The organism is Oceanobacillus phoenicis, assembly GCF_047238145.1.
Taxonomy (GTDB): domain Bacteria; phylum Bacillota; class Bacilli; order Bacillales; family Amphibacillaceae; genus Oceanobacillus.
Genome location: NZ_JBDFME010000001.1, coordinates 3,303,054 through 3,327,975 on the forward strand (window position 1 = coordinate 3,303,054; position 24,922 = coordinate 3,327,975).

26 protein-coding genes are annotated in these 24,922 nt (G+C 34.4%); 8 read left to right on the forward strand and 18 right to left on the reverse strand.

The features are described from left to right. Positions 1–80 precede the first annotated feature (80 nt). The 3 genes from ABC346_RS16610 to ABC346_RS16620 all read left to right on the forward strand — a co-directional run bounded on the left by ABC346_RS16610 (position 81) and on the right by ABC346_RS16620 (position 996). Positions 81–230, forward strand: a complete 150-nt coding sequence (locus tag ABC346_RS16610) for a hypothetical protein (protein ID WP_413235908.1) — start codon at positions 81–83, stop codon at positions 228–230. Then, positions 231–422: a DUF3813 family protein gene (locus ABC346_RS16615; protein ID WP_413235909.1), complete on the forward strand. Its 192-nt coding sequence runs from the start codon at positions 231–233 to the stop codon at positions 420–422. It abuts the gene before it with no gap. Between the two features lie 310 nt (positions 423–732). Further along, entirely contained in the window at positions 733–996 is a 264-nt protein-coding gene (locus ABC346_RS16620; RefSeq protein ID WP_413235910.1) for a NifU N-terminal domain-containing protein, read from the forward strand. A gap of 154 nt (positions 997–1,150) precedes the next feature. Here the strand turns inward: ABC346_RS16620 and ABC346_RS16625 are convergent, their stop codons facing one another. The 6 genes from ABC346_RS16625 to ABC346_RS16650 all read right to left on the reverse strand — a co-directional run bounded on the left by ABC346_RS16625 (position 1,151) and on the right by ABC346_RS16650 (position 4,138). Continuing rightward, positions 1,151–1,270 carry an IS3 family transposase gene (locus tag ABC346_RS16625; protein ID WP_487247435.1) on the reverse strand — a complete coding sequence of 40 codons (120 nt, stop codon included), beginning with the start codon at positions 1,268–1,270 and terminating at the stop codon, positions 1,151–1,153. 239 nt (positions 1,271–1,509) lie between these two features. Beyond that, positions 1,510–1,821, reverse strand: a complete 312-nt coding sequence (locus ABC346_RS16630; protein ID WP_413235912.1) for a DMT family transporter — start codon at positions 1,819–1,821, stop codon at positions 1,510–1,512. Further along, a complete protein-coding gene (locus ABC346_RS16635) occupies positions 1,821–2,156 on the reverse strand; it encodes a DMT family transporter (RefSeq protein ID WP_413235913.1) in 336 nt (111 codons plus the stop codon). Before ABC346_RS16635 ends, ABC346_RS16630 begins: the two co-directional genes overlap by 1 nt. A gap of 14 nt (positions 2,157–2,170) precedes the next feature. Further along, positions 2,171–2,740, reverse strand: a complete 570-nt coding sequence (locus ABC346_RS16640) for a TetR/AcrR family transcriptional regulator (RefSeq protein WP_413235914.1) — start codon at positions 2,738–2,740, stop codon at positions 2,171–2,173. 118 nt (positions 2,741–2,858) lie between these two features. After that, complete coding sequence (locus ABC346_RS16645) at positions 2,859–3,278, reverse strand: hypothetical protein (protein WP_413235915.1); 420 nt, start codon at positions 3,276–3,278, stop codon at positions 2,859–2,861. 17 nt (positions 3,279–3,295) lie between these two features. Next, positions 3,296–4,138, reverse strand: a complete 843-nt coding sequence (locus ABC346_RS16650) for a YitT family protein (protein WP_413235916.1) — start codon at positions 4,136–4,138, stop codon at positions 3,296–3,298. A gap of 111 nt (positions 4,139–4,249) precedes the next feature. On the opposite strand from ABC346_RS16650, the gene ABC346_RS16655 reads away from it, so the two are divergent. The 3 genes from ABC346_RS16655 (at position 4,250) to ABC346_RS16665 (ending at position 6,587) form a co-directional block, all read left to right on the forward strand. Next, positions 4,250–5,116 (forward strand): DegV family protein, encoded by an 867-nt coding sequence (locus ABC346_RS16655; protein WP_413235917.1) that lies wholly within the window; start codon positions 4,250–4,252, stop codon positions 5,114–5,116. A 181-nt stretch (positions 5,117–5,297) separates the two neighbouring features. Next, positions 5,298–5,483 carry a YppF family protein gene (locus ABC346_RS16660; RefSeq protein ID WP_413235918.1) on the forward strand — a complete coding sequence of 62 codons (186 nt, stop codon included), beginning with the start codon at positions 5,298–5,300 and terminating at the stop codon, positions 5,481–5,483. Positions 5,484–5,714: 231 nt separating this feature from the next. Then, positions 5,715–6,587 (forward strand): SDR family oxidoreductase, encoded by an 873-nt coding sequence (locus ABC346_RS16665; RefSeq protein WP_413235919.1) that lies wholly within the window; start codon positions 5,715–5,717, stop codon positions 6,585–6,587. A gap of 159 nt (positions 6,588–6,746) precedes the next feature. Here the strand turns inward: ABC346_RS16665 and ABC346_RS16670 are convergent, their stop codons facing one another. The 7 genes from ABC346_RS16670 to ABC346_RS16700 all read right to left on the reverse strand — a co-directional run bounded on the left by ABC346_RS16670 (position 6,747) and on the right by ABC346_RS16700 (position 18,713). Further along, positions 6,747–8,243: an alpha-amylase family glycosyl hydrolase gene (locus ABC346_RS16670; protein ID WP_413235920.1), complete on the reverse strand. Its 1,497-nt coding sequence runs from the start codon at positions 8,241–8,243 to the stop codon at positions 6,747–6,749. 234 nt (positions 8,244–8,477) lie between these two features. Then, complete coding sequence (locus ABC346_RS16675; RefSeq protein ID WP_413235921.1) at positions 8,478–8,855, reverse strand: DUF1516 family protein; 378 nt, start codon at positions 8,853–8,855, stop codon at positions 8,478–8,480. Positions 8,856–8,955: 100 nt separating this feature from the next. Continuing rightward, entirely contained in the window at positions 8,956–10,125 is a 1,170-nt protein-coding gene (locus ABC346_RS16680) for a DUF418 domain-containing protein (protein WP_413235922.1), read from the reverse strand. A gap of 13 nt (positions 10,126–10,138) precedes the next feature. Further along, the gene (gene addA, locus ABC346_RS16685; protein ID WP_413235923.1) at positions 10,139–13,873 is read right to left on the reverse strand and encodes a helicase-exonuclease AddAB subunit AddA; all 3,735 of its coding nucleotides are present in this window, start codon (positions 13,871–13,873) and stop codon (positions 10,139–10,141) included. Next, positions 13,866–17,366 (reverse strand): helicase-exonuclease AddAB subunit AddB, encoded by a 3,501-nt coding sequence (gene addB / locus ABC346_RS16690; RefSeq protein ID WP_413235924.1) that lies wholly within the window; start codon positions 17,364–17,366, stop codon positions 13,866–13,868. Before addB ends, addA begins: the two co-directional genes overlap by 8 nt. A gap of 93 nt (positions 17,367–17,459) precedes the next feature. After that, on the reverse strand, positions 17,460–18,002 hold the full coding sequence (lepB, locus tag ABC346_RS16695; RefSeq protein WP_413235925.1) for a signal peptidase I: 543 nt from the start codon (positions 18,000–18,002) through the stop codon (positions 17,460–17,462). Positions 18,003–18,074: 72 nt separating this feature from the next. Continuing rightward, the gene (locus ABC346_RS16700; protein WP_413235926.1) at positions 18,075–18,713 is read right to left on the reverse strand and encodes a TVP38/TMEM64 family protein; all 639 of its coding nucleotides are present in this window, start codon (positions 18,711–18,713) and stop codon (positions 18,075–18,077) included. A 184-nt stretch (positions 18,714–18,897) separates the two neighbouring features. Between ABC346_RS16700 and ABC346_RS16705 the strand changes: the two genes are divergently transcribed. Further along, positions 18,898–19,290, forward strand: coding sequence for a YhjD family protein (locus ABC346_RS16705; RefSeq protein WP_413235927.1), 393 nt, complete (start codon positions 18,898–18,900; stop codon positions 19,288–19,290). Here the strand turns inward: ABC346_RS16705 and ABC346_RS16710 are convergent. The 5 genes from ABC346_RS16710 to ABC346_RS16730 form a co-directional block, all read right to left on the reverse strand. Continuing rightward, positions 19,241–19,750 carry a competence protein ComK gene (locus tag ABC346_RS16710; protein WP_413235928.1) on the reverse strand — a complete coding sequence of 170 codons (510 nt, stop codon included), beginning with the start codon at positions 19,748–19,750 and terminating at the stop codon, positions 19,241–19,243. The two genes, ABC346_RS16705 and ABC346_RS16710, sit on opposite strands and share 50 nt — an antisense overlap. A gap of 155 nt (positions 19,751–19,905) precedes the next feature. Then, positions 19,906–21,453, reverse strand: a complete 1,548-nt coding sequence (locus tag ABC346_RS16715) for a fatty acid--CoA ligase family protein (protein ID WP_413235929.1) — start codon at positions 21,451–21,453, stop codon at positions 19,906–19,908. A 182-nt stretch (positions 21,454–21,635) separates the two neighbouring features. After that, on the reverse strand, positions 21,636–22,580 hold the full coding sequence (locus ABC346_RS16720) for an aminoglycoside phosphotransferase family protein (RefSeq protein ID WP_413235930.1): 945 nt from the start codon (positions 22,578–22,580) through the stop codon (positions 21,636–21,638). A 216-nt stretch (positions 22,581–22,796) separates the two neighbouring features. Beyond that, complete coding sequence (gene lplA, locus ABC346_RS16725) at positions 22,797–23,792, reverse strand: lipoate--protein ligase (protein WP_413235931.1); 996 nt, start codon at positions 23,790–23,792, stop codon at positions 22,797–22,799. Between the two features lie 83 nt (positions 23,793–23,875). Then, positions 23,876–24,610 carry an MBL fold metallo-hydrolase gene (locus tag ABC346_RS16730; RefSeq protein ID WP_413235932.1) on the reverse strand — a complete coding sequence of 245 codons (735 nt, stop codon included), beginning with the start codon at positions 24,608–24,610 and terminating at the stop codon, positions 23,876–23,878. A gap of 117 nt (positions 24,611–24,727) precedes the next feature. Between ABC346_RS16730 and yhfH the strand changes: the two genes are divergently transcribed. Continuing rightward, the gene (gene yhfH, locus ABC346_RS16735; protein ID WP_017796304.1) at positions 24,728–24,859 is read left to right on the forward strand and encodes a protein YhfH; all 132 of its coding nucleotides are present in this window, start codon (positions 24,728–24,730) and stop codon (positions 24,857–24,859) included. Positions 24,860–24,922: the final 63 nt, after the last annotated feature.

A 24,922-nucleotide genomic window follows, 5' to 3' on the forward strand; every position in this document is an offset into this window, starting at 1 on the left:
GAAGTGAGCGTGAAACAACACGTTCACTTTTTTACTTCAATATGGTTAAAGCAAGTATCTCTTTTTGGGGGGTATTCACTTTGAGCAAGCGAAGTAAATCTAAACGTTTCAGCCATCAAGGTGCTACTGCAGTTAAAAAACACGATGAGATATTCACCTATCGTTCAACATTGGCACAGGCTGAGAGAAAGCATCAAGATGCTGATGACCAATCATTAGGAGGGTTTTAATTGGAAAATAACCTTTACCAAAGGGCAAAAAATGCTGTCACCAATATGATAAGTAATCAAGGATCTTCTGCTGAGCAGCAACAAGCTGCAAAACAGGCTATTGAAGCAGCCTATCAGGAAGCTTCTCCTGAAGAAAGGCAACAACTTCAACAACTTGAACAGCAATTGCAACAGCATAATCAATTAAAATAACTCCAATGCCAAGCATGGGAGGTTGGGACATAGTTTTGGTCAAAAGACGGATGATAATTTGAATAAGCGTATGAGATATATGGAGAATCCTGCGGAAGAGCACAAGTGAGACTAAATGCATAAGCATCCGAAGGCTCACCAGCCACGTTTGATAAGTGAAATATATTTCTAAAGTGGTTTTCAAACCAATTCATTCGGATTTATCTTTTGAGTAGTACTTATGCCCCAACCTCTTTATGCTTTAGTATTGATTTCTTTTCTGTTAGTATATAAATACAAAATATATATGTATTATTAGGAGGAAATAATTATGGGAGTACATATCTCAGCAACACCTAATCCAAATGCCATGAAATATACTTCGGATAAAGTAATTTTTGAAGGTACAAATAGTATTTCAGTTATGCCTGGAAATACAAGTGAGTATGAAATTTTAAATGAGCTTATGAAATTAGAAGAAGTTGATAATGTTTTTGGTTACCAAAATTTTATCACGGTGAATAAACAATTTGATGCTGAATGGGAAAGTCTTAATCCAAAAGTAGAAGAGATTTTCGTAAAATACGGTTATTAAAAGAGAAATGACTACTGGTAGAGTAAAGAGGCTGAGTGGTTGGAAAACCCGCTTCAGAATTATACTCCGCTTATCCAGAGTCGCTGTTGAGCCTCCAGTTGCTCATGCACTGAACTACCCCCTGTCAAGTAGACAGTGGAAATAATAAAATATATTAAAAGGCTTTAGTCCGGTATTCGAGATGACTAAGGCCTTTTCGATTTTCTTGTAGCCTTTCTGTATTCTGGAAGTGAATGTAATCTTCCATCGCGGAAGTCAACTCTCCCTGGTGTATAAAACTTTATTAAATAATACATTTCACTTTTAAATGCACCCAAACAAGCTTCCATAGGACCATTGTCAATCCATCGACCTAACCAAGACATACTATGCGTCAATCTGTAGTTGACCAATCTCCTTTAAAGGAATGGGAAGTGTATTGGAAGCCACTTATTATAGCTATCATACATCTATTGGCCAACTTTCGGGTATCCCTCCACCCCCTATCTTCTATTTGATTTATCCTAACTTCCTCTAGCCAATAAGTTTTAATCCGATTGCTCCAGATATAATGAAAGCAATACAAAGAATCCTCTTCCAATCTTTGGATTCACCATACATAAACATTCCCATAATCGTTGAACCGACCGTACCTATTCCGGTCCAGATGGCATATGCTGTCCCCATTGTAATGCCTTCCATTGCATACCCTAACAAGCTAAAACTTATGCCAAAAAACAAGATTAACAAGATTAGTGCACTCCATTGTTTCATTGCAACCTTTTTCAAGCTCATAACACCAAATACTTCAAATATTCCTGCTATGATTAATGCTCCCCAATGCATTATGCTTCACTCCTATTTTGCTGATCACTTAATAGCTTTAATCCAATTACACCAAGTAATAAAATCGCTATAAATATAATTTTTAAAGGATTGAATGATACACCAAAAAATACTGTTTCAACAATTACCGTACCTGCAGCTCCTATTCCTGCAAAAACAGCATACACAGTTCCAACAGGTAAATACTGCGTTGCTTTAATTAAAAGAAAAAAACTAAATACAATAGCAACAATTGTAGCCGTATATTCTATTATTGTGGTTGAATAATTCAATCCGGTAACCCATATGATTTCCACTATTCCAGCTAATAAAACATACATCCACTGTTTACTCATGTTGATTTCCTCCTTTAGAAACCACGCCAAAAAATTGGCCATACTGCATTAACACGTCTTTGGAATTCTTTTTCTCCAGTAAAAAATAACTCGAGTACACATCCATCAACAATGGTAATGTAGGCAATTGAAATTTCCTCTATCTCTCCCTTGAATGAGACAGGATTCAAATATGAATAATTACGTAAGAATCTTACTAATAGTTTTTCCATATCTCTTAAAAACGGTTCAACTAAAATTGTGACTTCTTTCTCTAATTGTGTAGGGGGAAAATAAGTCATTCTAAAAATAAAAGCGACATGGCTATCCTTTTGTATCTTTAAACACAACCAATCAAAAAATGAACGCAACTGAGATTCTAACGGCCGGCTCTTCGCTTCTATAAAATAGCTGACAATATGTTGTTTTTCCCTTTCCAACGACTGCCGTATAACGGTAAGAAATAAATCTTGTTTACTTTTATAATGCGCATAAATAGAAGGTTTTTTAATCCCCACTTCATCAGCGATTTGTGCCAATGAAGTTCCTTCATACCCATTCATAGCAAATGCAGAGAGAGCAGCATTAAAAATTTCTTTTTTCACTTAGAAACCTCCCTAACGGTCGTAAGCTAAATATACCAACTATATATTTTTTTGTCAAAGACTTAAACATTAATTAAAAAAATACTCTGTTCCGCTATACACGGAGACAGAGTATTAATCATTGTTGAGTATCGATTGGGACATAATTTTCGTTAATTGGTTCTCCAGATTGATTTTTACCAAATAAAACAACAACTGGAGGTTCGTTACCTTCTAATACTTCACGTGGAAGTGTTTCGACTATTTCAAGTTTACTCCACTCCTCCGTTGAACTTTCAACTTCTTGATATGTTTCTTCCTGAATTATTTCACCATCTAATTCAACCTGATAATAGAATAAACCTCCAGAGCTATTTACCTCACCAATAATATGGAATTGCTCACTTTCGATATTGACATCCACATTACGAAATTGAACAGAAGATGCTTGTTGATCAAGTTCTCGTTCAGACTCAATTGGTTCAATAGCATCTTCGTCTCTATTACCACAGGCTGCCATAAATATTAAGATCAACATTATAATTCCAATTTTTTTCATTATAGGTACACCCTTTTTTAATCTTTTCTAAAAAAGCCATATACTCCTGCTGTTTCCACTATGTTCGTAAATGCATCCGGATCTACTTCATGTATAATTCTTTCTAAATCATATAATTCATATCGCGTAATCACTAAATACATCAAGCTTTTATCTGCTTTCGTATATGCACCTTTTGCAGGAAGTATCGTAATTCCTCGTACCATTGTCTCATGAATTGCCTCTTGAAGTTCATCAGTTTTCTTCGTAACGATCATCGCAGTAACTTTCTCATGACGTGTATGGATTGCATCAATTACTCGAGTAGTTACATATAGAGTCAGCATAGTATATAACGCATTTTCTGGTAAATACATAAACCCTGCAATAGCAATAATGATTGAATTCATTATTAAAAAGTAATTACCAATAGGTTTATCTTTTAACCTGGATAAAATCATTGCTACGATGTCCATACCACCAGTAGACGCACCAATTTTAAGTGTCATACCTACTGCAATACCAGCAATAACTCCTCCAAATACTGCATTTAAAATAATATCACTTGATAGTTCTACTAAAGGAATAACCTCTAAAAATAGTGTAGTAAAGAATACAGAGATTATACTGTAAATCGTGAACCCTTTTCCAACTTTAAACCATCCTATAATCAGTACAGGAACATTCAATATTGCTAGTAAAATACCTGTAGATAAACCAATACCTAGAAAGTCATTAAATATACTAGATAATAGCTGTGCAGCACCAGTAAATCCACTCGCATATACATTAGCCTCAATAAGAAAGAAATTCAATGATATAGCGTTTAATAAAGCACCAATTATAACTATAGCAATTCTTTTTGCTTCCATTAAAAACATGGAGTAACCCCCCTTAATTAACTATGTGTAAAAATAATAACTTTTTGACTAAAATTTTAATTACATTTAAACTAAAATAAAGTCAAAAATAAGAAATGTAGGTGAAGTAAAATGGCGATAACAATACTAGCTGATAGTGCTTGTGACTTGTCAAAGAAATATTATAACGAAAACAACATTGAAATGATACCATTAACTGTTCATCTAGACAACGAAGAGTATGAAGATGGTCTTACCATCAATCCAGAAACAGTCTATGAAGCGATGCGAAATGGTAAATCACCAAAAACATCACAGGCTTCAGCACAAGATTTTAAAGAAATATTTACAAAACATGCTGAAGAGAACAAACCCTTAGTCTATATTGCGTTTTCCTCAGAACTTTCTGGTACGTATCAATCTGCCAAAATGATGGAACAAGAAGTTAAAGAGACGTATCCAGATGCGGATATTTATGTAATTGATTCAAAATGTGCTTCTATCGGACATGGATTAGTAGTCCTAGAAGCTGCAAAGCTAGCTGAAAATGGTGCTTCTGTTGAAGAAATCATCGAAAAAGCTAACTATCATGCAAAACATATGGAGCATATTTTTACGGTTGATGACTTAGAATACTTATATCGCGGCGGTCGTGTTAGTAAAACCGCAGCATTTGTTGGAAGTTTATTAAAAATAAAGCCGCTTCTTCATGTTGAAGATGGAAAACTTATACCACTTGAAAAAATTCGCGGCTCCAAAAAAGTCCTTCAACGCATGATTGACGTCATGGAATCCCGAGGTCAAGATTTTGAAAATCAAACAATTGGAATTAGTCACGGTGATGATCTCGCTCGTGCTGAACAATTATCTGAGATGATACAAGAAAAATTCAACGTAGCAAAAGAAAATATTGTAATTGAAATGGTAGGATCTGCAATTGGTTCTCATTCAGGTCCAGGTACACTGGCATTATTTTTCTTAAATACAAAAAATAAATAGAAATCTTCCTTACGACGAATTATCCCCTTTTATATAGACAATTAAACGTTCTATTAATTAAGGGGTTTTATTTTTTACCCAATTAAACTTGTTCTATATTGAATTTCAAAATGATTTATGTGTATGAATACCTATGCCTAATCATATAGTGTAACAATACGTTATCAATGGAGGGTAAATCATGCTTAATAAACTATTGGATACTTTCGAAACAGAACATAAATATGCACCCCTTACGTTAGATCATCTATTAGATTTTTATCAAAAGAAATACATTCAAGGAAAAATTGATATTAGGCGATACTATGAAATATATCAATGCTTACATCAACAAGGTGCCGTATCATCTCACGAGTATCAAGCCTAATAAAGTGAAGTTTCAATTCAGTAGGGGTAGTTACATGAAGGATAAAATTGCTCCAACTTTTACTGTGCAAGTTTAAGGATAGAAATATAAGAAAGAAGAGAAAACACCTCTTAAGTCAGTATTTTAACGACTTTTAAGAGGTGTTTTTTATGAGAGAAAGAAATTTATTTGGATTGATTCGATAAAAATAGGGTAAGAGTATAGTAAGCTAATTTTTAGGAGGTAGTCAGTATGGGCATGGAAAAAAAGAACGGGAAGATTACTCCCCCTGCACAAGCGCAAGCCAAGCAACCTGGTGTAGAGTCAAAGATGACTCCAACGCCTCAATATATTCACGAATCCTATGAAGGTAGTAATAAATTAAAAGGAAAAGTGGCTGTTATCACTGGTGGAGATAGCGGCATAGGTAAAGCTGTTAGTGTCCACTTCGCAAAAGAAGGTGCCGATGTCGTCATCATATATCTTGATGAACATGAAGATGCAGAAGAAACGAAACGATTAGTGGAACAAGAAGATCGTAAATGTCTACTTATCAATGGTGATATTGGAAATCAATCGTTTTGTGAAGCGGCAGCTACAGAAGTTTTAGATAACTTTGGAAAAATTGATATCCTTGTTAATAACGCAGCTGAACAACATCCTCAACAATCTCTAATGAATATTTCGAGTGAACAGTTAGAAAAAACTTTTCAAACCAATGTCTTCAGTATGTTTTATCTAACGAAAGCGATTCTACCTAATTTAAAAAAAGGAAGCACCATTATTAATACAACTTCAGTAACAGCATATGAAGGTAATCCTGTACTTATCGATTATTCATCAACCAAAGGTGCAATTGTATCCTTTACCCGTGCTTTATCAAATGAACTTGCAGAAAAAGGAATAAGAGTAAACGCAGTTGCTCCTGGACCAATCTGGACACCACTTATTCCTGCTTCATTTAATAAACAGCAAGTTGATGAATTTGGTGGCAATACACCAATGAAACGACCCGGACAACCTAGTGAATTAGGCCCTGCATATGTGTATCTTGCAAGTGAAGACTCTAGCTATATGTCTGGACAAACCCTTCATATTAATGGCGGTAAAGTTGTGAATGGCTAACAAAATAAATTGCCCCCAATCGTTGGATAAAAATCCAACAATTGGGGGCAATTTTTCATACATTTCAACTAGACTTTTCTTTTAACAGTTGCCTATATATATTTCCTACATTATTTCCAAATATCATTCGAATACTTTTCTGATCCTTTTTTCTCTTTTTTAATTACGTTCTCTTCTACGTTGTTTTATTGTCAAATAGATAACCCCAGCAATAAAGACCAAAATAACGATAACAATAAATCCAATAAACCACCAGTTATACCCTTGATCATCTTCTACTTCATAAACTTCTACCGATTCACGAGGTATTCCGATACGATGATTTCCTTCTTCGTTTTCACGAACCAAATTATCTTGCAAGTAACCTCGTAACTGTTTATTTGAATCGATATCCGTGACGTCTACATAAGCAGACTCACTTCCATTATTAATGGCAATATACATCGTTTGATCTTCATAACTTCTTTTAAAAACAATCATCGAATCAACTGTATCGACTAATTCAATGTCACCTTGACGTAGTGCAGGAAATTCATTTCGTAAAGAAGCTACCCTAGTATGAAATTCTTTTAATTCCGGATCCCCACTATTAAACGGGACAAGTCGCTGAGACTCCTCTTCATCTCCACCATACATTGGCAATTCCGTCCCTTGAACAATTTGTGGAGTTCCTGGAGTTGTGTACATATATGTCAACGCCAAGGTCCACGCTGTAAGTGAATTTCGTTGGTTTTTAGAATATGCATTTGTAAAACGTTCTTCTGTAAAACCATCAATTGTAATTAACGGGGAATCTGTATCTAAATTCTCCCATTGATTGTAGGCTTCAGAAACTGGATTATCCACATCAGAGAATACTTGTTTTAAACTTTCATGTAGCACAGGGTTAGCTACAATATCCAGAGACGTATCTTCTAATTCTTGTATGTTAGCAGATTCTGGATCTAAAATATCCCCTATTAAATAAAAGTTTTCATCTTTTTCTTTTATATGTTGTGTATATTCTTGCAGAAAGTCAATTGGTGCTTGATCAACAGCATGCAATGTGAATCCATCTATATCCGTCTCTTCCATCCAGTAATCTGCAACATTTATCATAGTCTCCGCAACTTGAGGTTGGTCTAAATTCCACTGAATAACATTATTAGACCAAGTTGCATCTGTATAAGATGGTTCACTCCACCAACCAGCCTTATTACCGTCTTCCGTCACTTCATGTGATGCTGCAGCATAATTGATTACCATGTCCATAACTACTTTCATATCACGATGATGTGCTTCTTCAATTAATTGATTAAGATCTTCCATTGTCCCTAATTGCTCGTCTACTTCAAAATAATCCATGACCCAATAACCGTGATATCCATTTTGTTGATTATTCATTAAAGGGGATAATGAAATTGTAGTAATCCCCATTTCTTTTAGTCGATCTAATTGATCGATTACGCCTTGAATATCTCCACCGTGGTAGGTATTCGGATCATTTACGTCTATTTCTACTGTTTCCTCAGGATTTCCGTTATTAAATCGATCAACTAAAATATCATAAATGATTTCATTATGTATATTGTATGGTTCTTCTGCGCTTACCTTAACTACAGGCAGTAAGACAAAAATCACTATAACCAATATAAGCAATTTATTTTTTTTCAACATGATGCATATCCCCCATTTGTAAATAATCCCTTTGACTCCTCTTCTATTATTCCTTAATAAAAAAAATAGTCAACTACACGTTGACATTTGTTAAAAAGACTTCAAATTTTTTAGACGAACCAATTTCATAATTAAGGTATTTGGTATAATTCGAAACTTAGATATTATGAAATTGACTCATACAAAAAACCAACGGTAGCTTCCCCGTTGGTTTTTAATAAATTTAATTTTAAGTTAGATAAATAGAAAGCCCATTGGTAAGCGGAAGAAACCTAATACAATTACTAAAATTAATGCTATCCAGAATTGTACCCACTTCGCTGTAGTTGGTTTTCCTTTTGCTTTTCCAGTAAGAATCATTTCCATCATCGCTACTAGCCATACTCCAGCAAGTGCTTTAACAATAACTTCACCAAGGATTGGCATTCCAAAAGGACCTTGAATGTAATCCCATGTTAATATTCCACCTGTGATAATGATGAGAATAAGCATAAGTCGTAAAATCATGTGAATTATTTTTGCTGGTTTTTGGTTTCCTTTTTTGTACATAACAAGTGCAATAATAAACAAGATAAGCCCTAATGCCCATGATGTAATATGCATATGTGTCATAGAAACTTCCTCCTTTTCATAATCGAACCTAATGTTCTAAGGGTATCATACCATCTATGGAAAAATAATACATGGAACAACCCTTCATTTCAATAAATCGTCAAGTTTCCCGCCGGAAAGGTTGTCTTTTCCCATAGGTAAGTGTCCGCCATATCCATTCAAATGGTCCAAACCGGAATTTTTTCATCCACCACATACTACCTATCATTTGTAATATAAATATAACTATTACAAGAATCAATTGTATCAGGGGATCTATTTTCCCGTATAGTCCAAATCCAACTCCATAAAAGATCCAAAAACTGATGATAGACTGACATAAATAGTTGGTCATTGCCATTTTTCCTACTGCTTGTAACGGAACCATTAACTTCCGAAACCATTCTTTTTTCCATAAAAGCGTAATGGTAGTTACATAAAATATAGCAGAAGCCGCTCCCCCAATATTGTCTTGTACATATGAAAACCAGGAAGGGTTACCAAATAGATATGGACCTAACTTTAATAAGATAAACCCGATAAGAGAAATAATCCAAACCATTATTAATTTCTGTTGATATTTCTCTGGTTGATGGAACCATTTTTTTCGAGCAGCATACATACCGATGAGAAACATCGGAAGTATGACACCTGCTAAGAAAAGAATATTTATTCCACCATTGGATAATTGCCAATCATGTAGGTTTTGTTCCCAAATTCGAGAAAATGAAGCACTAGAATAGTTGTTAATTGCTTGTATAATAAACCCCTGATTTGATGTATCTAAATAATCTCTAACCTGATACATCAACAGTGTAAATAGACCAACAAATACTCCTAATAGACTAATGATATTAACCACTATGGTTCGATCCTTCACATTAAAGTAGACTAACAATAAAAAACCAACCACACCATACGTAAATAAAATATCTCCATGCCATATCCCTACTGCATGAATTAGCCCAATGATTGTCAAGACAGCTAATCGCCGAATAAAAAAGCGATTTACAGTTATATTCTTTTCTACTAAGCGTTCTTTTTGAAGCTGTATACCAAAACCAAAAAGAATTGAAAATAATGTATAAAAACTTGCTTGGAAAAACACATCAATGATGAATAAAATCACCGTATCCATCTTTGAGGTCCAAGCCTCTGTTTCTCCACCATATAAGAAATACGGAGCAGAGAAGGCACCAATATTAACCATAAAGATGCCAAATATAGCAAATCCTCTTGCTGCATCAATCCAGCTTAATCGTTGACTATCTTTAATTGGATACGTAGACATGGCGCTCCTCCTATCATTCTCTGTACGGTACTTCTATCAATAACTGTTGCGAAAAGAAGTAAAGGTAAGTTTGTTCAACAGGCTGTTTCCAAATTTGCTCAATTGCTCGTCGATATAATGTCATTTGTGTTTGATAACGATTTATCAATTCTTGTTTTTTCTCAAGAGTAGGTTTTTGTGCAATAAAATCCGTTTTATAGTCTAGAATTATCCAGCCTGTATCCGTTGGAAGTAAACAATCGATGACGCCCTGGATAAGTACTTTTTCATTCGATTGATCCTTCCAATTAGCATAGACTTCACTTGCTGGAAGCATGATACTAAATGGGACTTCCCGATGCATATCATTTGTACTGAGAATCTTTGAGGCGATATCCGTATGGAAGAAATACTCAATCGATCGAATATCAACACTATCTGCTTCCATTCGTGTCAGCTTTTCCTCTTGCACCATCTTCTCTATATTTTCTTCAATCTCTGTTCCAGATAAGACGCTTGTCATTGGTAAATGTTGCATCACTGTATGCAATGCTGTACCTTTCTCTGCTGGAGATAGTTTCATTTTCTTTTGTAAGAAATTAGGTCTTTTCCCGATTGGACCTTCAGACATCGGTAAAATTTGTTGATCACTGTAGTCATCCTTTACCTCTTGTTGTCGCTTTAATTCAGTCACTGATTGTTTTGCACGGAATACTGTTGCTTGTTTATATGCATATTCAAATGACAAGCGCGCATTTACATCGTCTTTTAAATCTTCTTGTTCCGTATCTAGACTTTCCCAATTAAATACTTTTGCTCTCAAATTGTCATACTCATCAACAGAAGAATCTTTCATGTTAATATAATCTACAGCATGATCGGTTGTAATTTGCCAATCGGATCGATCATGATTAATGGATTCCAATACTCGATTCCCTATATTTTCAGTCCGAAGTTTTTCAGATCCAACATGCCTTAATAACGCAGGTCCTACCCAGTCAAGATATGTTTTCGATTCCATACGAAAATATGCCGGTAACACCCACCCTGGGTGATCAACAATCCGTTGCCATTTTTCAAGTTTTTTCTCGAGAGAAGGAACTGTTCCTACCATTAATAATTTTTCTTTTGCGCGTGTTAATGCGACATATAATACACGTATTTCTTCGGATAACAAATCACGAAATTTAGCTTGTCTTACGGCATGATAATAAAGGGTAGGATATTGAATTCGTTTAACAGGATCAATATATTTACTGGCAAAACCCAAATCCTTATGAAGGAGGTATTTCTCTGATAAATCCCGTTGATTAAACTCTTTATTCATTCCTCCGAGAATAACTATTGGAAATTCCAACCCTTTACTTTTATGGATAGTCATAATTCGAACAACATCTTCTTGTTCACTCAAGGCACGGGCAGCACCTAAGTCCTTCCCTCTTTCTTCCATTCGTTCTATAAAACGTAAAAATCGGTATAGTCCACGGAAAGATGTAGATTCATAACCTCGAGCTCGGTCATATAAAGCGCGCAAGTTAGCTTGGCGTTGTTTCCCACCTGGCATGGCACCAACAAAATCATAATAACCAGTCTCCCGATAGATATCCCAAATTAGTTCAGATAACGAACCTTGTCGAGCAGACTGACGAAAATCATGTAACATTTCCATAAAACGAGTTAATGACTTCACCGTATCATTATTCTCTGGCTCTTTTTGCAAATAATGTTGAACAGCTTCATAGAAACTGCCTTTTCGATCTGCAAGTCGAATGGAAGCAAGCTGATCTTCTTCAAGTCCAATAATTGGTGAACGAAGTATAGAAGCTAGTGGAATATCTTGTCTTGGGTTATCAATTACTTTTAAAAAACTTAACATCACTTTGATTTCGATTGCTTCAAAGTAACCCGTCGATAAATCTGCATAAGTTGGTATACCTTGCTCTTGCAATTCATCAACAATGGTTGATGCCCATGTCATAGACCGCATTAAAATAACAATATCCTTATATTGCAAATCCCTTTGTTTTCCAGTTGCTTTGTCAACTACTTGCATTGGAGATTCTTCTTCTGATGTACCACCTATCCAATTTTTAATTTTTTTTGCATAAGCGCGAGCTTCGATTTGAGCTTTCTCTAAATCTTCCACCGTCTCTTCATTATTGGATTGTTCCATATCTTCACTATTGTTATCTATAAGTAATAATTCAGGTTTTGCTTCTAATGGATGGTCGTCATACATCTTATTTCCGTAAATAAGTTGAGCTGCATCATCATAACTAATCTCTCCAAGATCTTCATCAAATAATTGACGAAAGATATAATTAGCACCTAAAAGAACATTTTCTCTACTACGAAAATTTCTGGCTAAATCTATTCTAATCGAAGGATCATCCGAATTAGAAAAACGTTTGTACTTGTCTATAAATAATGATGGTTCTGCATGACGGAAACGGTAGATGCTTTGTTTCACATCACCAACCATAAACATATTCCCTTTATCCTGATGATCACTAATTAATTGTAGTATTGTTTCTTGTACCATATTGGTATCTTGATACTCATCAACGAGTATTTCTGTAAATTGCTTCTGTAATTGCATTGCAACAGTTGAAGGAATCACTTTCGTCTCGGTGGATGATTCATCCATTAGTATTTGTAAACAAAAATGTTCTAAATCTGAGAAATCGACAACTGCTTTTTCTTTTTTCACCTTTGCAAAGGAATCCTGAAATTGTTTTACTAATTCTACAAGATGTTTAATTACCGGTGCAAGCTCTTTCATATCATATACATGTGCATCTAGATTTCTCGCAAACCATACTTCTTTCATTTTTTGGAATCGTTTCTTATAACTATCACGTAATTTTTTTACTTTCGTTTTTTTCTCTTCCTCACAGTCTACTTTTTTACCAGATAGTTTTCCAAATTTCACTTGTGACATCGATTGTTGTAGATACTTCCATGATTCAATATTTTTTAATGCATCTTGGATGACAATTCGCTCCGCTTCGATTGTTTCTGCATAATGGTAAGGTCCATCAGCAACTTGTGTTATGGAATAAGCGATATCCATTTCTTGACTTACCGCATCCAATTGTCGTGCTACTTCATCCCTTAATACATTCATCCATGGCAGCTCATTTTCCGTCCATTCTTCTGGAATATTATACGTTTGCACAAGCTCATCTAACCATTGGTTTGGCCATGGACTTTGCATTGCAAATGTATGCAAACTTCGTATTAATTCTTCCATCTCTACATCAGAGCGATCACTTGTAAATCGATTAACAACCTCAAAGAAACTGGCTTGGTTTAGATTAGAATCTCCATACCATTCCTCTAATAAATCATCAAGCACTTCTTGCTTCAGTAAATCCATTTCCATATCATCTGCAATTCTAAAGGAAGGATCAATATCAAGAATATATGCATTCTTCTTTACTATGTCCAGACAAAAAGAATGGAGTGTCGAAATAGATGCTCGTTGCAGTAGAGACAACTGCTTTTTTAAATGAATAGAAGAAGGATTTGCAGCCAGGGCTTTCTCTAGTGCTGCACCAACACGGTTTCTCATTTCTTGAGCTGCAGCGTTTGTAAAAGTAACTACTAATAATGAATCAATGTTTGTTGGATTATGCTCTGCCAGCAGCTTTTGAATAATTCTTTCTACTAATACAGCTGTCTTACCCGATCCAGCTGCAGCGGCGACGAGTATATCTGAACCACTTGTATAAATTGCTTCTTCTTGTTCTTTGGTCCAATTAACCATTGTTATTCTCCTCTTTTTCCAGCAATTGCAGCAAATCGTTCTCTTTGATGTCTGCAAACTTACGATAATTATTTTCTTCTAATACGGGATCAAATTGACACACAGAATGAAATGGACAATAAGTACATGCTTTCTGTTGCTTATGTTGATAAGGATTTACATCAACAAAACCATTCGTAATATCGATTCCAGCTGATTTCAACAACTGATGGATATGATTTTGTAGTGTCTCAAAAGTAGATTGATCTGCAATTTTAGAGTAACTATAAAAACCGCCATTTTTCTTTATTGCAGCTGGAACAATTTGACTGGAACCTGTTTCTAAAGATGAATCCATCATCTTCACTATTTCTTCATTGGATAAAAGCAGGCCTTGCATTTTATATTGCTTAAATAACTCTTCTTCAATATCCGCTTCTGTCATGCTTCCTTTAGCAGAAATCATTGGATTATGAACATGGAAATACAATACTCCTGCAGGATGTGCTTGTTGGCCTAACCACTTCTCCGAATGAGTTAATACAACATCTAAATAAGCGAGCATCTGTAAGGCAATGCCATAATAGACTTCCGTTAAGTCTAATCCTTTAGAACTTGATTTATAATCTATAATTCTTAAATACAAATTGTTCTCCAATTCAGCCTTGTCTACCCGATCAATTCTCCCCCGTAATACAAGTTCATAACCATTCTCTAGTTGCATCGATAGCGAAGGAATCTGATTATTTCCATCACCAAATCCTAATTCCAATCCTACTGGAGAAAAATGACTTAATCTTGCTTGCTCACCTAATACAAATGTGGCTCGGGCAATGACTTCTTCTAATTTCTTCTGTATATACGCATAGCGATTGGAACTATGCAAAATTTGATGTTGTAACACTGGAGATAATTCCGTAACAGCACGATTTGCATATTTTGACGATTGACTCTTTGTCAACGTAGCAAAATCACTTCCTTCTGCATGTATCCATTCTGTTATTTTCTTTAATGCCTCATGAAACAGCTGCCCAATATCTGGTGCATCTAATTTGTATGTTCTTCTTTCCTCCAATTTCAAGCTATATTTAGCAAAGTGTTGATAGGAGCATCGATAATATGTTTCTAATCTACTTACGCTTGCTTGAATTCGTTTGGGATACAATTGTTCAACAGTGTCTTCGTGTAGTGACTCAGGTTTGTTCTCATAGTATAGCCCTTGTAATATACGATGTGTCGTTCCACCTTTTGGATAATGTTCAACATACCATTGATATACTTCCCACCAAATTGGGTCAATTGGATATCCTTTTTTAAACTTCGCTAATTGCGCAGTTAATGCTGACCTTGATTTCAACTCAGTAGACACGAACCTTCTCGTATTCGATTCATCTTCTGGGTCTTGTAATAATACATGATTTTTAGTAGCAGGAAATAGCTCTTCTACTCGATGGATTAATTGAGAAGGCATTTTTGCTTTTCCTTCTTCATCACTTAGTAAATAACTGATTTTTAGCCTATCTTTCGCAACCGTAAAAGCTAAATACATATAAAACCATTCATCTAATAATTGACGTTCACTTGTATCAGCAAGTTTCAAGCCATTTTGTTCAAGCAGTAATCGCTCCGCTTCATCAATCATTCCATCAGATGTTGGTTTCATTGGCCAAACTCCCTCATTCACTCCTAATAGAAAAGCACAACGAATATTACTCATTCTGGATCGATCTATAGTCCCTACAATAATATGATCCATACTTGGCGGGACATGAGAAAATTGTAATGTTTCAATACCAGCATCTAGAGCAACTTGGAAAACAGATAAATCCATGTTCTCTTCTCCTACAATTTCTACCATTTCATCTAATAATTGAATAACCGCATCCCATACCTGCTCTTGTTCCCTACCTTTTTCAGGAAAACCTTGATCATCATAATCATTTCTAGTTACTTCAAGTTGATCGGGAATTTTCAGGTCTTCTAACCACTGATAAATCGCCACACAAAGATCTCTAACCGTGTTTGCTGCTCTTAATTGTTCATCAACTGTCGAAATAGCAGATATAACTTGATCCCGATATCGGTTGACACTTTCTTGTAATTCTCTTTCTCTATCTGTCTGAGCGGAACTATCGAATCCTCGAAAGCGTTGGTATTTCCACTTTTTTTCTCCGAGCCATTGATGTCTAGACCGAATTCCAAACTCAATAACATAATTCTCTAATTGATCGATGCTATCAGCAGTTAAAGGATATTCTTCATCTGTAGCTGGTATAAGTCCGGTTTTCAAAACCCGAAAAATGGCATCATTTCTCCAATTTCCTTGCACAACCTCTAATATGGAACGAATTAATTCGATTAATGGATGATGAAGCATTGGGCGTTTCTCATCAATAAATACAGGAAGATCATAATCATTGAAAATAGTTTCAATTAAATCATGATAGACTTCTGGTTGTCGTATTAACAACGCAATATCTCGATAGCGATATCCCTTATCTCTAATTAATTCCAGTACTTGCTGAGCTATTCCTTCTACTTCTGCGCGTGGATGGACAGCTTCAAATATTTCAATTGGAACTTCCCCTTCATACGCAGGTGCTGGTCTAGAATCAAAATATTTTTCCATATGAGCAAAGTATGGTCGATCTTTAAAATTTCCCTCCAACGAATCTAATTCGATTGGATCTTCTACCGGAATTCCTGTATCCCATGCCAATTGTTTCAATACATGATACGTTTGGGTTGGCTGATAAAATAAATCCAGTTCAGATGCATCCTCTTTCTTCGGATCATCTAACGTTAAAGCAATTGTGATAGAATTACTCGTTTTCATTAGTTCTGTAAGTACTGATTGTTCTTGAGGTGTAAAACTATGAAAACCATCTATGTAAATATCCGCATTATTTAATATAGAAGATTGATTAATTTGTTGAATTAACAGCTGTAGTTGATCTTCACTGTCTACATACGTTCCCTGCAACGCATATATAAACGTTTCATAAATATAAATTAAATCACTAAGTTTACGCGTGAGCCCCTGCTCAGATGGAGACTGATGCACAAACTGTGTAAAGTGAGACTGTTGCATTCGTAGATCATCTGGTGTTATTTCATAGCGTTTTAGTTCGGTGAGCATCGTCTCTAATTGCCCTAAAAACCCCTGTTTTTTAAGTGCTTTTTGAAAAGCATTCCAGTCCCCTTGTTTTTCTTCAATAATCTTCCTTAACATCATTTGAATTCCTACGGAGCTTATAAACTGTTTTGTACCTCCGCCTGTTTCCTGTAACACTCTCCAGGCTAACCTTGAAAAACTAACTACCTGCGCTCGAATACTACCATTCATTTCAGAGTCACTAAATAAAGCAACCTCTTGTTGAAATGTCATTTGATCTGGAACAATGTAAAATATAGAAGGCCCTATAGGATTAGTAGAAATTTGTTGTTTTATTTCCTTTAAAATAACATCACTTTTATTTGTCCCAGACCGTCCTAATATGAACCGCATTCCCATACATTAAACCTCCTAAATTTCAAAAACTAAAATAGAGCTCCTATCTCTATTTTATCAAAGATAGAAGCTCGGTCCTAATCGAAAAACTTTTTGTTATTCATTTACTTTATCTGTCAGTGGCCAATACGTTATATCTACCTTTCCGACAATTTGATCAATGGAAATAAATCCAAACGATCGACTATCTAGACTATCTTGTCGATTGTCTCCTAGTACGAATAAATTCCCGTCAGGAACTTCTATTTCTCCAGTTATTTGCTGGAGCGTAAAATCATTGGTGAATGTTTCAACTGAACTCGATTCCTTATAAGAGTCTAAAAATCTTTCTTCAATAAATTCTCCATTAATATATAGCTTATCATTTTTATACTCTATCCTATCTCCAGGTGTTCCAATAACTCGTTTAACATAGTCTTCTTCTTTAGACGCTCGAAAAACAATAACATCAAATCGATTCACATCCGATAATTCATATACAAATTTATTCACCATCAATAAATTCCCATCATATAATGTAGGTTCCATCGACTTTCCATCTACGACATAATTGGCAAATAGAGTTGTTCTTAAAATAACTGTAATTCCAACCAAGAAAAGTAAAAGTAACAATACTCTTCGAATATTGAATTTTTTCACGTTGTTCCATCCTTCATCGAGTAATTATTATACATAATACCCTTGAAGGAAGTTTTTAATCCCTTTCATGATTTACATATTATTTTCAGCTGATTTCTTTTGCAATCGTTTTTCTAAGTATTTACCAAACATCCAAAAAATCACAATGCCTATCCCTACTATTATTGTCCTTACAGGATTTTGAGCAAATTCCATTATACTCGAACCAACATAAGAAATGGAAAATATCATTACAGTCTTGCCTAGACACACAGCTAATATAAATTGATAAATGTTAATCTTCGACAGTCCTGCCACAACATTAATTATGGAAGAAGGAGAAAAAGGAAAACATAACAATATAAATAGTGGACCAAAGCCATGTCTGTCTACCCATTGAGTAATTTTTTTCACTTGATTATTCGTTCTAATCTTTTGCAATAAACGTGTATTAGCAAGCTTTCGTATAAGTAAAAATACAACAACGGCTCCAACAGTTGCACCAATCCAAGAATACAGAAAGCCTTGAAACAATCCATAAGCTGCAGCATTACCAAGAACAAATACGATTAACGGTAAAAAAGGTAAGAAAGCCTCTAGGAATGGTAATAAAATCCCAGGTAACGGTCCTAATCCTTCATACTGATTTAAAAGTTGGGAAATAAATTCTTCCCAACCTTCTTCTCTAATAAAACTTCTCCAATTCGATAGAGAAATACTCATGACATACATCCACGTAAACTCCTATCATTAGACAACATTCTTTAAAATTATTATATGGTATTAGATTATATTTTAAAAGAAAAAGCTAATTAATTCCAATAATGAATCGTCACTCTAATTGGTAGATATTTTTTCATCTATAACATATAATAACGATATACGAACATACGATCTATATAAGAGGTGTGAATGCATGCGTTATATCACTGAGGAAAATACCAAAATAGCTTCAAGGTATTTATTTATATCTATGGCGATTATTGTAATTCGACAAGATATAAAATATCATGATGAAGGACCATTTAAAATTAAGGAGATATATCTTCAGATGTTATCCGAAATGGAGATGGAAGCTGTCCGGGAACGAAAACAAATCATTCGCACAATGAAAATAAATCAATTATCGGTTCTTCCATTAACAAAAGATGATTCTTTTTCAAACTTTTTATTCATATGCCAAGGAAAAGAAGAAAAGAAAAGTTATTTTAACCCAGCTATTCGTAAAAAAGTTGAAAATATTCTAATGGAGTTAATGTTTAAGAGTCTTTATCGTCTTCAGAATGAGGGGGCTTCCTCCAACGTTTAATTCGATCGTCTAAAAGAAATCTTATTTGCGCGGTACGTTGTAGTTGATTGATTAAAGAGCCATGGGAAATATCAAGTGAAATTTTCGAACCATTTTTAAATAGTACACTTGTTTTTCCCTCTTTTTCTCTACGCACTTCTTTAATATGACTATGTGCGATCCAAGAACAGTTAGCATTATTAGGAGACTTTGTTGGGAAGAAATACATTCCACTTGCAGGATCAATTGTTATTGGTGCTTTATGTGTTATTCCACTAATTTCTCTTGTTCCCTCTTGACGCCCTTTCAAACTAGCCCCGAAATACTTGCAAGCATAATCAATGACATTGGTAGGTTTCGCTTCCAAAACATATTCCGCCTCCTCTTCTAATACTTTTGCAATATATCTTCCATTTTCATCTTGCTCCGATACGATCGCCAATGTAAATGGCGTGATTTCTAGATATTGCTGTTTCTTCATTTATTAACCTCCCTTACCAATTATAGTGACTTAATACCTAATATAACATACTATTAGTAAAAATGATATATTTTTACATAATTTTTAGAATAAATAGTTAAAAAGAAAACGAAGTTGATAATAAATGCCAATTTTCAACTTCGTAAGGAACTATACTATGAATTTGTAACTTGATCTTTAAGACTCTTCCGTAATATTTTTCCTGTCGTATTTTTCGGAAGTTCTTCAAGAAAAGAAATAGATTGAGGAACTTTATATTTTGCTAAATGTTGTTTACTAAACTCAATTAAATCTATCTCTTTCACATCCGAATTATCGACAACGACATATGCTATAACTGCTTCACCTGTTTGCGGATCTGGGACACCAATTACGGCAACTTCCACAACAGAAGGATGAGAATAGAACACTTCTTCTACTTCCCTAGGATAAACATTATAACCGCCAACTAAAATCATATCTTTTTTACGATCAACAATATAAAAATATCCATCTTCATCCATTCTTGCCATGTCCCCTGTATAGAGCCAACCATCTCGTATTGCTGCAGCAGTTTCTTCTTCCATTTTATAATAACCTTTCATCACATTTGGCCCTTGAACTACTAATTCACCTACTTCACCTGGTGGCAATTCATTCCCTATTTCATCAACCACTTTGTTTATAACATTAACAATGTTTTGTCCTATAGAACCTGCTTTTCTCGGACGATCTAAAGGATTAAAACATGTTACTGGAGCAGCCTCTGATAAACCATAGCCTTCAGATACCTTTACATTAAAAGCTTGCTCGAATGATTCTAGTAAAGATACTGGCATAGCTGCACCTCCAGAAATACATAAGCGTAAAGAAGAAAAACTATCCACATTACCTTTCACACTCTGTAGTAAGTAATTATACATTGTTGGAACGCCAGCAAATACTGTAGCTTGATAAGCACTAGCTACACGAAATACTTCTGTTGGCGAGAACTGAGGTAAAATAATGATTGTACCTCCATTTAATAATGGCGCATTTAATGATACAGTCAAACAAAAAACGTGAAACATTGGCAAGGCAGCAATTACACGGTCATCTTGATTAATATGTAAATAATTTGCGACATCTTGTGCGTTAGAGTACAGATTTTTGTGCGTAAGCATTGCTCCTTTTGGTTTTCCTGTAGTACCCGAGGTATACAAGATAACAGCTAAATCTTCTCCAACTAATTTTGGGCCATTAAAAGGAAATTGACCATTAGTAATTACTTCTTGGAAACGTAATATATTTGTTGGCAGATGGTCTTTTTTTATAGATTCTGGAACTTCTTTTCCACTTTCACAATTAATAATATATTCAAGCGCAAGTAGATCATCTACAATAGGAATAAATTTATCAATAAGAATATCCATTGTAATAATTCCTTTAACATCACCATCTTTTAACATAAAAGCCATTTCAGTAGGTGTATATAATGGATTCATTGGAATTACCGTTAATCCTAACCTTAATGCCCCATGCAATCCAATCACATAATATGGACTATTCCCTAATACTAATGCGATATGATCTCCTTGTCTGAATCCTAATTTCTGGAGACCATCTGCAAACTTTTGAACCATACCCTCTAACTCACCATAGGTGGTTTCCTTATCCGTAAAAATATATGCAGTTTTTGTTGGATTCTCCCTAGCAGTTAGTGCTAACTTATCCGTTATATTCAATGTAAACTCCCCTTTCATGAATGAATACTCATTCATTAAAATGTGAAAAAATAGAATTACGCTGATCGTAATTTCATATCTTTTCAGTCATTTTAAAATAATTATAAATTATATGAATTTAGTTTTCAATAGAAAGCGCTAACATTTTAATGAAGGTCGTTCCTATTATCTCTACTGATACATTATTCCAGATCAAATTCTCTCACTAATTCATTTATATAATTTAATATTTCTACTTGTTGATCATTACTTATATCCTCATATAACAACTGTTCTATGAATTCCCATATATCTTCTAAATTACGCCGATAACGATAAAATTTTAAAGCATCATCATTAATAACATATCTTTTATGGATCTTATGGTAAGTACTTATGAATTTATCAAAATATGGTTTATCTATTAAAAACATGATATCCGCTTCTACTGGTGCTAACTTTAATCCTTCCCAATCAATTAATATAAGTCTATCTGTTTGCATTAAATTCCAATTGTGTAAGTCAGTGTGACAAAGAGAAAAATCAAGATTACTGGACTTTAATTGATTTGATAAATTTTTAATAGTTTCTATTCGATTAACTAATGTTTGTCCATACGTCGTAATTGATTCTTTGATAATCTGCGGGAATTCTTCTAGTTTTTTCTGTAATACTATTTCAAAGTCATTTAAAAAAGGTAATTCAAAGTCCTCCACCATCAAGTTAGTTGAAAATGGAATCTGATTACTTCCATAAGAATGAAGTGTAGATATAATTTCTGCTAACTCTTGAATTTGTTTTTCAGACAAATTGTTACTTCCAACTGTACCTCCATCAATATATGTATAAAGTAAGTACACATTACAATCATCTTCACATTTATAATCCCCTTCAAACGTAGATATTGGTAGGGGTATTTTCCCATTCAATTTTGTTTGATTATCTAACCACACCAAGATCGTAGCATATTGGTTAATGAAAGCAGTAAGTTTTGAAGTTGAAGATCTAGACTTTTCATACACTTTTAAAAAATAAGCATTATTACTATCTGATATTTTATAAGCTAGTGCTGCCCAGCCACCGTTTAAAGCCACTGTTTTTATTGGCTTTATACCATAATGGAAATTCAAAATTTTATTAAGCTCCATAGCTATTCCTCCTTAAACATAATTTATCTTTATAAAGTGAAACTTCATTCAATCGGATTTTACTCTTGCCTCACTGTATATTCATCAGCCTTTTTTGACCACCTTCATAGCTTTCAAGTACCAGATAAAAAAAACCGAGTTATAACCTTGTAGTAGTTATATAACTCGGGATTTTTATTATATCTATTAAAATTCATATACAAAAGTTATCCTACCTTAATAAAGCAGAGAAATGAATTCTTCTTTTGTAATTCTACCTAGATAGTGGGACACATCAACATCCTTTAAAGCTTCTTCAATCGCTTGACGATTATGACGGATACCAATTAATTGATCTTCTAATTCATGGATTAAACCTATTCCAAAGAAGTCACCGTATACCTTACAGTTTTCGATTATACCTTTTTTAACATCTAAGCGAACATCAACGAGTCCACCTTGAAATTTTTGTGATTCTTGGAAGTTAAACGAAGGTGATTTTCCATAGTTCCATTCCCATTTTTGGTAACGATTTTCCGATATTTTATGGATTTTCTCCCAATCTTCATCTGTTAATACATACTGTGGTACATCGTTTACATCTTCTACATCAAAAACATGTGTTAATATTAATTCTTTAAATTGTTCCATTGTAATTTTTTCATCGAGGAATTCTGCAATATTAGCTACACGGCTACGAATCGATTTAATCCCTTTTGATTCAATTTTAATCTTCTTCACCTTTAGTGCTTTTGTTAACTCTTCTAGTTCAGAATCTAACATCAATGTTCCATGGCTAAACATACGTCCTCTTGTAGAGAACATGGCATTACCAGAAATCTTACGTCCGCCTGCTGCTAAGTCATTTCTCCCCTGTAGTTCCGCTGGTACTCCAACTTTGTTTAATGCATCTACAACAGGCTGTGTGAACTTCGCGAAGTTCTGAAAGCTATTGCCATCATCTTTCGTAATAAAACTAAAATTAAGATTTTGTTCATCATGGTAAACTGCTCCACCACCTGATAAGCGGCGAACAACTTTTATACCCTTTTCATCTACATAATCCGTATTTATTTCTTCGATGGTATTCTGATTACGACCAATAATAATGGACGGGCTATTCACATAAAATAGAAGATATGTATCTTTTTCACCAAAGTTTTCTAAGATGTATTCTTCAATGGCTAAGTTAATTCGTGGATCAGTAATGCCTTTATTATCAATAAATTTCATTGTACATCCTCCCATATTTCACATATTTATATGCTTTCTTTTATTGTAAAACAATCCTCTCACGTAATCAAAAGAAATAGACCTTAATTCCCAGACCACGTCCAACCTTCTCTTGCAATCTCTATTGGACCTTGATAAAAGCGTTCTGCTTCCTTTTTCAATTGTTGTAAATTTCCAAACTGAGGTAGATGACTTAAAAGCAGTTTGTTTACATGAGCATCTCTTGCTATCATTCCAACTTGCTCACTATTCATATGTCCAGGTTTGGAACCGTCTTGTCCAGCAAAATAGTTACAATCTGTTATAAATAAGTCACATCTATCAGCAAATTCCGTCCATTCTTTCATAAAACCACTATCAGCAGTATATACAATTGATTCTTTTCCATCTGTAATTCGCATACCATAACAAGGTACAGGATGATACGTTTGTATAAAGTTGATTTCAAAAGGACCGATCATTAACTTATTTTCTGGATTATATTCTATTCCTTTTGAATACGTATGAGTTAATTTTGCAAATCCTTCTTCGTCCGCCGTATGACCATATATCGGTACTACACGGTCATTACCATTTACATAGAAATCAATTAATTTAGCATATTGGAACACGCCAATATCTGCCACATGATCATGATGGTAATGTGAGAGTATCACTGCATCAATCTGTTCTATATCAGTATATTTTTGTAGTTTAGATAAGACACCACTACCTATATCAATTAACAGACGAAAATCCCCAGATTGAAGTAGATACGAGGAGGTCGCTCCATTTGCAGCGGGATATCCACCCCAACATCCGATAACCGTTAATTTCATTCTCCAGCACCCTTTCAAAAAATTTATTCATTTGTTGTAACACAGTATTGACTTTTGAATACTGTTATAATACAATACTTTATAAGAAATGAACATTCAATTTAAGGAGGCTTCATCATGATTGGAATTGTCGAATTCTTTAGAAACCTACCAAAGAAAAAATGTGTTCAATGTGGTCAGGATATGATCATTGAAAAAGCAGATTGTTACGGTAACATATGTGATGAATGTGATCATCCTGCTCGGTAAATAGTATACCAAATGTTATATTCGCAATGTAATTGAAATTCCTTCCCAGCAACTATAATAATA

Bases quoted from the DNA above. Each gene is read 5' to 3' on its own strand.
- ABC346_RS16620 (WP_413235910.1), top strand. From the start codon at position 733: ATGGGAGTACATATCTCAGCAACACCTAATCCAAATGCCATGAAATAT.
- ABC346_RS16630 (WP_413235912.1), bottom strand. From the start codon at position 1,821: ATGCATTGGGGAGCATTAATCATAGCAGGAATATTTGAAGTATTTGGT.
- ABC346_RS16635 (WP_413235913.1), bottom strand. From the start codon at position 2,156: ATGAGTAAACAGTGGATGTATGTTTTATTAGCTGGAATAGTGGAAATC.
- ABC346_RS16645 (WP_413235915.1), bottom strand. From the start codon at position 3,278: ATGAAAAAAATTGGAATTATAATGTTGATCTTAATATTTATGGCAGCC.
- ABC346_RS16650 (WP_413235916.1), bottom strand. From the start codon at position 4,138: ATGTTTTTAATGGAAGCAAAAAGAATTGCTATAGTTATAATTGGTGCT.
- ABC346_RS16655 (WP_413235917.1), top strand. From the start codon at position 4,250: ATGGCGATAACAATACTAGCTGATAGTGCTTGTGACTTGTCAAAGAAA.
- ABC346_RS16660 (WP_413235918.1), top strand. From the start codon at position 5,298: ATGCTTAATAAACTATTGGATACTTTCGAAACAGAACATAAATATGCA.
- ABC346_RS16665 (WP_413235919.1), top strand. From the start codon at position 5,715: ATGGGCATGGAAAAAAAGAACGGGAAGATTACTCCCCCTGCACAAGCG.
- ABC346_RS16670 (WP_413235920.1), bottom strand. From the start codon at position 8,243: ATGTTGAAAAAAAATAAATTGCTTATATTGGTTATAGTGATTTTTGTC.
- ABC346_RS16675 (WP_413235921.1), bottom strand. From the start codon at position 8,855: ATGACACATATGCATATTACATCATGGGCATTAGGGCTTATCTTGTTT.
- ABC346_RS16680 (WP_413235922.1), bottom strand. From the start codon at position 10,125: ATGTCTACGTATCCAATTAAAGATAGTCAACGATTAAGCTGGATTGAT.
- addA (WP_413235923.1), bottom strand. From the start codon at position 13,873: ATGGTTAATTGGACCAAAGAACAAGAAGAAGCAATTTATACAAGTGGT.
- addB (WP_413235924.1), bottom strand. From the start codon at position 17,366: ATGGGAATGCGGTTCATATTAGGACGGTCTGGGACAAATAAAAGTGAT.
- ABC346_RS16700 (WP_413235926.1), bottom strand. From the start codon at position 18,713: ATGTATGTCATGAGTATTTCTCTATCGAATTGGAGAAGTTTTATTAGA.
- ABC346_RS16705 (WP_413235927.1), top strand. From the start codon at position 18,898: ATGCGTTATATCACTGAGGAAAATACCAAAATAGCTTCAAGGTATTTA.
- ABC346_RS16710 (WP_413235928.1), bottom strand. From the start codon at position 19,750: ATGAAGAAACAGCAATATCTAGAAATCACGCCATTTACATTGGCGATC.
- ABC346_RS16720 (WP_413235930.1), bottom strand. From the start codon at position 22,580: ATGGAGCTTAATAAAATTTTGAATTTCCATTATGGTATAAAGCCAATA.
- lplA (WP_413235931.1), bottom strand. From the start codon at position 23,792: ATGAAATTTATTGATAATAAAGGCATTACTGATCCACGAATTAACTTA.
- ABC346_RS16730 (WP_413235932.1), bottom strand. From the start codon at position 24,610: ATGAAATTAACGGTTATCGGATGTTGGGGTGGATATCCCGCTGCAAAT.
- yhfH (WP_017796304.1), top strand. From the start codon at position 24,728: ATGATTGGAATTGTCGAATTCTTTAGAAACCTACCAAAGAAAAAATGT.